This window comes from Marinitenerispora sediminis, assembly GCF_003336425.1.
Taxonomy (GTDB): Bacteria; Actinomycetota; Actinomycetes; order Streptosporangiales; family Streptosporangiaceae; genus Marinitenerispora; species Marinitenerispora sediminis.
This window is the reverse complement of sequence record NZ_QEIO01000201.1, coordinates 1-7,297: the sequence shown is the minus strand read 5'-3', so window position 1 is coordinate 7,297 and position 7,297 is coordinate 1. Positions and strand designations below refer to the sequence as shown.

5 protein-coding genes are annotated in these 7,297 nt (G+C 73.7%); 2 read left to right on the top strand and 3 right to left on the bottom strand.

Annotated features, from left to right (window positions below):
• Window positions 1-255: 255 nt before the first annotated feature.
• A complete protein-coding gene (locus DEF28_RS24500) occupies window positions 256-822 on the top strand; it encodes a M23 family metallopeptidase (protein ID WP_114400494.1) in 567 nt (188 codons plus the stop codon).
• 64 nt (window positions 823-886) lie between these two features.
• Here the strand turns inward: DEF28_RS24500 and ispG are convergent, their stop codons facing one another.
• The 3 genes from ispG to dxr form a co-directional block, all read right to left on the bottom strand.
• Window positions 887-2,044 (bottom strand): flavodoxin-dependent (E)-4-hydroxy-3-methylbut-2-enyl-diphosphate synthase, encoded by a 1,158-nt coding sequence (ispG, locus tag DEF28_RS24495; protein ID WP_114400495.1) that lies wholly within the window; start codon window positions 2,042-2,044, stop codon window positions 887-889.
• Window positions 2,045-2,277: 233 nt separating this feature from the next.
• Entirely contained in the window at window positions 2,278-3,651 is a 1,374-nt protein-coding gene (locus DEF28_RS24490) for a M50 family metallopeptidase (protein WP_114400496.1), read from the bottom strand.
• 141 nt (window positions 3,652-3,792) lie between these two features.
• Window positions 3,793-5,052 (bottom strand): 1-deoxy-D-xylulose-5-phosphate reductoisomerase, encoded by a 1,260-nt coding sequence (gene dxr, locus DEF28_RS24485; RefSeq protein WP_233515516.1) that lies wholly within the window; start codon window positions 5,050-5,052, stop codon window positions 3,793-3,795.
• Between the two features lie 196 nt (window positions 5,053-5,248).
• Here dxr and DEF28_RS24480 point away from each other — a divergent pair, with 196 nt between their 5' ends.
• Window positions 5,249-6,361 carry a trypsin-like serine peptidase gene (locus tag DEF28_RS24480; protein ID WP_114400497.1) on the top strand — a complete coding sequence of 371 codons (1,113 nt, stop codon included), beginning with the start codon at window positions 5,249-5,251 and terminating at the stop codon, window positions 6,359-6,361.
• The last annotated feature ends 936 nt before the right edge of the window (window positions 6,362-7,297 follow it).

The following is a 7,297-nucleotide window of genomic DNA, read 5'->3' as shown; positions in this document are numbered from 1 at the left end:
GGTGCCGCCTCCGGAGTGAGCTACACGGGCGATACAGGGGCCGGGCCGCCGCACGCCGCCGCCTCGGGAACGGCCTGGCGCAGGGCCGGGGGCGGCCGGACCGGCCCCGCCGTTCCACCCACCGGATAGGGGACCCACGCTAGGGGACCCAGAACGGGCCGGGACCGCGCCCGGAATTTGGGCCTACTCACGGCGTTGACCGTTCGCTACGTTCGGTCACGCCCGATATCCCCATCAATCGTGAGGAACGAGCACATGCGTATCCCCCGAATCCGCGCGGCTGCCCGGTCGCTCGGAGCCCTGGTCGGCTCCGCCGCCCTCATCGCGGTCCTGATGCCCACCGGCGCGGCGCACGCGGCGGCCGGCACCGAGGCCGAGCTGGCGGCGCTCAACCTGCGCACCCCGTTCGACTGCGGCCAGGTGTGGAACGCGAACACCCGCACCAACCACAACCCGCAGAACTCGGTGGACTTCCAGCGCGCCGCCGGCGACGCGCTGAACAAGAACGTCCGCTCCAGTGCGCCGGGCACCGTCACGACGGTGCGCAACCTGGGCAACGAGAGCTACGGGCGCTACGTCGTCATCGACCACGGCGGCGGCATCACGACGCTGTACGCGCACCTGAACTCGTTCAACGTCTCGGTCGGCCAGCGGGTGAGCACCGGCACCGTCATCGGCCGGGTGGGCAGCAGCGGCGGCTCCACCGGGCCGCACCTGCACTACGAGCAGCGCTCCGGCGGCGCCCCGCAGCGGGTCGTACTCAACGGGGTGGCGATCCGGTACTTCGGCAACACCACGATCACCAGCAGCACCGGCTGCTGACCCGCCCGGCACGCGGAAGGGCGGGCGCGCCACTCCGGCGCGCCCGCCCCGTCAGCCCGTCCGGCTAGCCGGCCACCGACACCGAGGGCTCGCCGGACTCGACGCCGGCGTCCTTCATGTTCTCGGCCAGCCGCATGGCCTCCTCGATGAGGGTCTCCACGATCTTGGACTCCGGAACCGTCTTGACGACCTCGCCCTTGACGAAGATCTGGCCCTTGCCGTTGCCGGAGGCCACGCCGAGGTCGGCGTCGCGTGCCTCGCCCGGACCGTTGACCACGCAGCCCATGACCGCGACCCGCAGCGGGACGTCCATGCCCTCCAGGCCGGCGGTGACCTCCTCGGCGAGCGTGTAGACGTCGACCTGCGCCCGCCCGCAGCTCGGGCAGGAGACGATCTCCAGCCCGCGCTCCCGCAGGCCCAGGGACTCCAGGATCTGGATACCGACCTTGACCTCCTCGGCCGGCGGGGCCGACAGCGACACCCGGATGGTGTCGCCGATGCCCTCGGCCAGCAGCGCGCCGAACGCCACCGAGGACTTCACGGTGCCCTGGAAGGCCGGGCCGGCCTCGGTCACCCCGAGGTGCAGCGGGTAGTCGCACTTCTCGGACAGCAGGCGGTAGGCCTGGATCATCACGACCGGGTCGTGGTGCTTGACCGAGATCTTGATGTCGCGGAACCCGTGCTCCTCGAACAGCGAGCACTCCCACAGCGCCGACTCCACCAGCGCCTCGGGGGTGGCCCGTCCGTACTTCTCCATCAGCCGCTTGTCCAGCGACCCGGCGTTGACGCCGATCCGGATCGGGACGCCGGCGTTGGCCGCCTCCTTGGCGATCTCGCCGACCTTGTCGTCGAACTTCTTGATGTTGCCCGGGTTGACGCGCACCGCGGCGCAGCCCGCGTCGATCGCGGCGAACACGTACTTGGGCTGGAAGTGGATGTCGGCGATCACCGGGATCTGCGACTTCTTCGCGATGATCGGCAGCGCCTCGGCGTCGTCGGCGCTGGGCACCGCGACGCGCACGATCTGGCAGCCGGAGGCGGTGAGCTGCGCGATCTGCTGGAGCGTGGAGTTGATGTCCGCGGTCACGGTGGTCGTCATCGACTGCACCGACACGGGGGCGTCCCCGCCGACGGGAACGTTGCCGACCATGATCTGCCGCGTCTTGCGCCGGGGCGCGAGGGGGCGCGGGCGGGCAGCGGGCATTCCAAGATCGACGCTCACTCGGTCTCACCTCACCGGCCACCGGCTCGACCGGCGGCGTGTTCTGGAAGTCGGAAAATCGGGCGTCGCCGCGATGCACAGGCGCCGCCGCACCACGGAACGCGGGGACGTCCCCTCGGCATTCCGTGCCCTGCCAGGCTACCGGCATCGGCCCGCCTCCAGGGCCGCGCGGTACGCCGCGGCCCCGTGCCGGGCATCGTGGGACGCCCGGCACGGGGCCGACGGCCGAGCGGCTACTGGACCAGCCGGACCGGGTTGACGATGTCGGCGACCAGCAGCATGAGGCTGAAGCAGAGGAAGCAGGCGACCACCACGTAGGCCACGGGCATGAGCTGGGCGACGTCGAACGGGCCCGGGTCCGGGCGCTTGGTGAGCCGGGCCCAGCCGCGCCGGATCCACTCCCACACCGCCCCGAGGATGTGCCCGCCGTCCAGCGGCAGCAGCGGCACCATGTTGAACGCGAACAGGAACAGGTTGACGCTGGCCAGCATGTTGAGCATGACCACGGTGCGGTCGAGCACCGGGATCGGCTGGGACAGGATCTCGCCGCCGATGCGGGAGGCACCGACGATCCCCACCGGGGAGTCGGGCTGGCGCTCCTCGCCGAGGAAGGCGGCGCGGAACACGTCGGGCACCTTGGCGGGCAGCGTCACCACGGCCTTGCCGACGTCGAGCACGGTGCCGCCGAGGTAGCCGGCGGTCTCGGCGACGCCGAGCGGCTGGCGCTCCTCGGCCGCCACGATGCCGAGGAAGCCGGCCGACACGGTCTCGGGGACCTGCCGGCCCTGCTCGTCGAGGACCGGATCACCGTTGGCGTCGCGCCGGATGACCGGGTTGCCGTCGGCGTCGCGGGCGACCACCTGGTTCTCGATCAGCTCGGTGTCCACCGTGAGGGTCTCGCCGCCGCGCTGCACCGTGATGGTGGCCGGGCCGATGGTCTCGCGGATCGCGGCGTTGACGGCGTTCCAGTCGGGGGTGTCGCGGCCGTCGATCGCCACGATGCGGTCGCCGGGCCGCAGCCCGGCCTCGGCGGCGGGGGTGGGCTCGGCGTCGGCGGGGCAGGTGTCGCTGGGGGCCTCGGCGGAGACCACGCACTCCGTGACCTCGGCGATGGTGTTCGTGGGTCGGGGCAGGCCGATCCCCATGAGCACGATGCAGAAGATGACGACCGCGAGGATGAGGTTCATCACCGGGCCGGCCGCCATGACGATGATCCGCTTCCACGGCGCGCGCTGGTAGAACTGGCGGTCCTCGTCGCCCGGTTCCAGCTCCACGTAGGACGCCTCGCGGGCGTCCTCGACCATGGCGCGCCACCGCGACATCGGCCTGCCGGACGCGGCCGCCCCGTCGCCCTCCGCCCGCTCACGCGCGGGCGGCATCATGCCCACCATGCGCACGAAGCCGCCGAGCGGCACCAGCTTGATGCCGTACTCGGTGTCGCCGCGCTTCGTCGACCACAGCGTCTTGCCGAAGCCCACCATGAACTGGGTGCAGCGGATGCCGAACATCTTGGCGGTGGCCAGGTGCCCGAGCTCGTGCCAGGCGATGGACAGCAGCAGTCCGATGGCGAAGAGGATGATCCCGAGCGTGGTCAGTAACGCGACCATGTAGGTCCCCCAAGCGTCTGTCTGGAAGGTCTCGCGACGGGCCACGGCGGGGTCGGGTGGCGGGCGTCGTCAGGAAGGGTGGTGGGGCCGTGCGGGAGTGTCAGCCGGTGCCGGTGCGGCACGTCCACTGCGGCGACTCCCTCACACCGGCCTGGGGGTGATCAGTTCCCTGGCGCGCGTCCGGGCCCACCCGTCGGCGGCGTAGACGTCAGCCAGCGTCAACGCGGAGCCGGTGTCCGCATCGCGATGCTCTGAGACTACCTGGGCGACGGTGTCCACGATCGCGGGAAATGCGAGTCGACCGGCGAGGAACGCGGCGACGGCCTCCTCGTTGGCGGCGTTGTAGACGGCGGGCGCAGTCCCCCCCGCCTCGCCGACCTCGCAGGCGAGGCGCACCGCGGGGAAGGCGGTGTGGTCCAGCGGCTCGAAGGTCCAGGTGTGGGCCCGGGTCCAGTCCACCGGCGGCGCGGCGGCGGTGACCCGATGCGGCCACGCGATGCCGTTGGCGATCGGGATGCGCATGTCGGGCGGGCTCGCCTGCGCCAGGGTGCTGCCGTCCACGAACTCCACCATGGAGTGGACGACCGACTGCGGATGGACCACGACCTCGACGCGGTCGAAGGGGACGTCGAAGAGCAGGTGCGCCTCGATGACCTCCAGGCCCTTGTTGACCAGCGTGGCGGAGTTCACCGTGATCACCGGGCCCATGGCCCAGGTCGGGTGGGCGAGGGCGTCGGCCGGGGTCACGTCGGCGAGTTGCGCGCGGGTGCGCCCGCGGAACGGACCGCCGCTGGCGGTGATGACGAGGCGGCGCACCTCGGCCGTGCGCGCCGCCACCTGCCCCTGCGCCAGGGAGGTCAGCTCCGCCTCGGGCACCCGGGGGAAGCAGGACGCGACCGCGAAGTGCTCGGAGTCCACCGGCACGATCTGGCCGGGCCGGGCGGCGGCGCGCACCAGCGGCCCGCCGATGATGAGCGACTCCTTGTTGGCGAGCGCGAGCAGCCGGCCGGCCCGCAGCGCGGCCAGGGTGGACTCCAGGCCGAGCGCGCCGGTGATGCCGTTCAGCACCACGTCGCACGGCCAGCCGGCCAGCTCGGCCACACCCTCGGGGCCGGTGAGCAGCTTGGCGCCGCTGCCCCGCTCGTCGAGGCGGCGGGCGACGTCGGAGGCCGCCGAGGCGTCCGCCACGGCCACGGCCACGGCCCCGAGCGCGGCGGCCTGGTCGGCGAGCAGGTCCGGGCGGCCGCCGCCCGCGGCGATCCCCACGACCCGGAAGCGGCCGGGGTTGCGGGTGATGACGTCGACGGCCTGCGTGCCGATGGAACCGGTGGAGCCGAGGATGACGACCTCGCGCGGTTCGGCGGTGGACGGGCCGTCGGAGAGGTGTTCGGCGATACGCACGCCCCCATTGTCGCGCACACCGGCCGCGGCGACTGCCGGCGGCGGGACGCCGCGCGGGCGGGGCCCCGGGCGGGCGGGCCCCGGGCGCCGCACCCCCGGGGCCGCGTGGGCCGGGGTTTCGGCCGAAGGCGCCCGCCACGCGGTATGGACCGAAAGTAACTACATGGACACGGTGAGTGTGGCATGATCGCGAGCCATGACTCCGTCCTTCGTGCGCAAACTCGTGGGTCCGCTCGCCGCCGCCGCGATCGCCGTCGGCCTGCCGTCCGGCGCCACGGCGGGCGAACCCCCCGTGGCCGGGCACGACCGGCCTCCCGCGGCCTCCGCCACTCCCACACCCGCGGGCGGCACCGGAGCGTCCGTACCGCCCGGGGAGGGAGTGTTCGGCGGCGTGCTGATGCCGCTGCCGGCCGCCCTGACCGGGGTGGTCCGCCAGTCCGCCGCCACCGGCGACGCCGAGCAGCGCGAAGTGCTGGCCTACTGGACGCCGCAGCGGATGGCCGCCGCCGTTCCGCTGGGCCGGATGCTCGACGGCACGCTGGCCCGCCTGCCGCTCCCCGGCCCGGTCGCGGGCGACTCCTCCTCCCGGGAGCCCGGCACCGAGGCGCAGTCCGCACCGCACGGAGCGAGCAGGGGCGAACCCTGGACCGCCGGCGGCAAGGTCGCCCGGACCACCGGCCGGGTCTTCCTCACCGTCAACGGCCGCGACTTCACCTGCTCGGCGTCGGTGATCCGCGCCGACAACCGCGACACCGTCCTCACCGCGGGCCACTGCCTCAAGGACGGCGCCGGGGCCTGGGTGAAGAACTGGACCTTCGTGCCCGGCTACGACGACGGCGAGCGGCCGTACGGCAGCTTCGTCGCCCGCGAGATGCTCGTGCCCCAGGAGTGGTCCCGCGACGCCGACGACAGCTTCGACTTCGGGATGGCCGTCCTGCACACCGGCTCCGAGGGCGGCCACGTCGCGGACCACACCGGCAGCCAGCCGATCGCCTTCCAGTCCGCCGGCGACCGCCGCCTGTACGCCTTCGGCTACCCGTCCGCCGGCTCCTTCGACGGCCGGCGGCTGCACTACTGCTCCGGGACCACCCGCCCCGACCGCAGCGGCACGACCGCCGCGGGCATGCGCTGCCAGATGACCGAGGGCTCCAGCGGCGGCCCGTGGTTCGCGGACTTCAACCCGCGGACCGGCACCGGCACCATCATGTCGGTGATCAGCTTCAAGTACGCCAACGACGCCGGCACCCAGTACGGGCCGAACCTCGGCGACGCCGCCCGGCGGGTCTACGACCGGGCGCGCGCCCTCTAGACCGCTGGCGGGGGTTACTGGACCGTGTGCCGCCCACGGCGGAGGGCGCCCAGGACCGGTGGGGGAGGCCGGCCCCGGCGCCCTTCGCGGCCCGCCGCACGCGCAACGGAGAACGAGGCCCCGCCATCGGCGCGGCACGGCGTGATCGCGGCCACGGCCGCTCGGCTGCGCCGGACGGGTCGGCGCCGCCCCAGGCCAGGGGCTCTGGGCCCGGTGACGAGCGCGGACGGCTACGACCAGCCTCCCGACCAGCGTCCCCGCTTCTGTCGGCGATCCGGGTGTGGTGCCCGGGGAGGTTGGTGACAGGCCACCCGTTTCGAGAGCTTCGTCAACCGGCCAGGGGCCGTCTGCGTCCGGTGCCGGACCGCGGCAGCATCCACCGGCATCCAGCCCGGGAGGCGGAACCGGCCGGTGCTACCGCTGTCGGCGCGGGCTGGCCCCGGCGGACGACCGTCCGGTTCCCCCCCCCCCGCGGCAGCAGCATCGAAAGGGGCCCCACCAGCGACGCCCGGCCGCACCCCAGGACGCCGCCCCGCCACCGCGGCGGGCTTTCGTCCACGCCGATCGGACACGGCGGACGTATACGTCGGGTCCGGCCAGGAGAGCGCCGGTGGGCGGCCGGGCCGGTGGACCCGCCGTCGCGGCATCGCGCACGGTGCCCGCGCGAACACACCGGGGGCCGCAAATACTCCTGAACTCCCGCCTGGGCGGCGAAGATGGGATACCAGCCCGCGAGAACGCTCGCGGATCGCGAAATGAGAGAGACGGCCATGACGGTTCCCCCGGTCTCCGCTCATCCCCGCCGCCGTCCCGCCCGGTCCGTGCGCGCCGTCGCGCTCGGAACCGTGACGGCGCTCGCCCTCCTCCTGCCCGGCACGCCCGCGGCGGCCGCCGACGCCACCGCCCCCGCCCGGCCCGCCCCCGGCGTGGCCGACC

What these genes read in the sequence shown, in the direction of transcription:
- DEF28_RS24500 (WP_114400494.1), top strand. Translation starts at nt 256, where the DNA reads ATGCGTATCCCCCGAATCCGCGCGGCTGCCCGGTCGCTCGGAGCCCTG.
- DEF28_RS24490 (WP_114400496.1), bottom strand. Translation starts at nt 3,651, where the DNA reads ATGGTCGCGTTACTGACCACGCTCGGGATCATCCTCTTCGCCATCGGA.
- DEF28_RS24480 (WP_114400497.1), top strand. Translation starts at nt 5,249, where the DNA reads ATGACTCCGTCCTTCGTGCGCAAACTCGTGGGTCCGCTCGCCGCCGCC.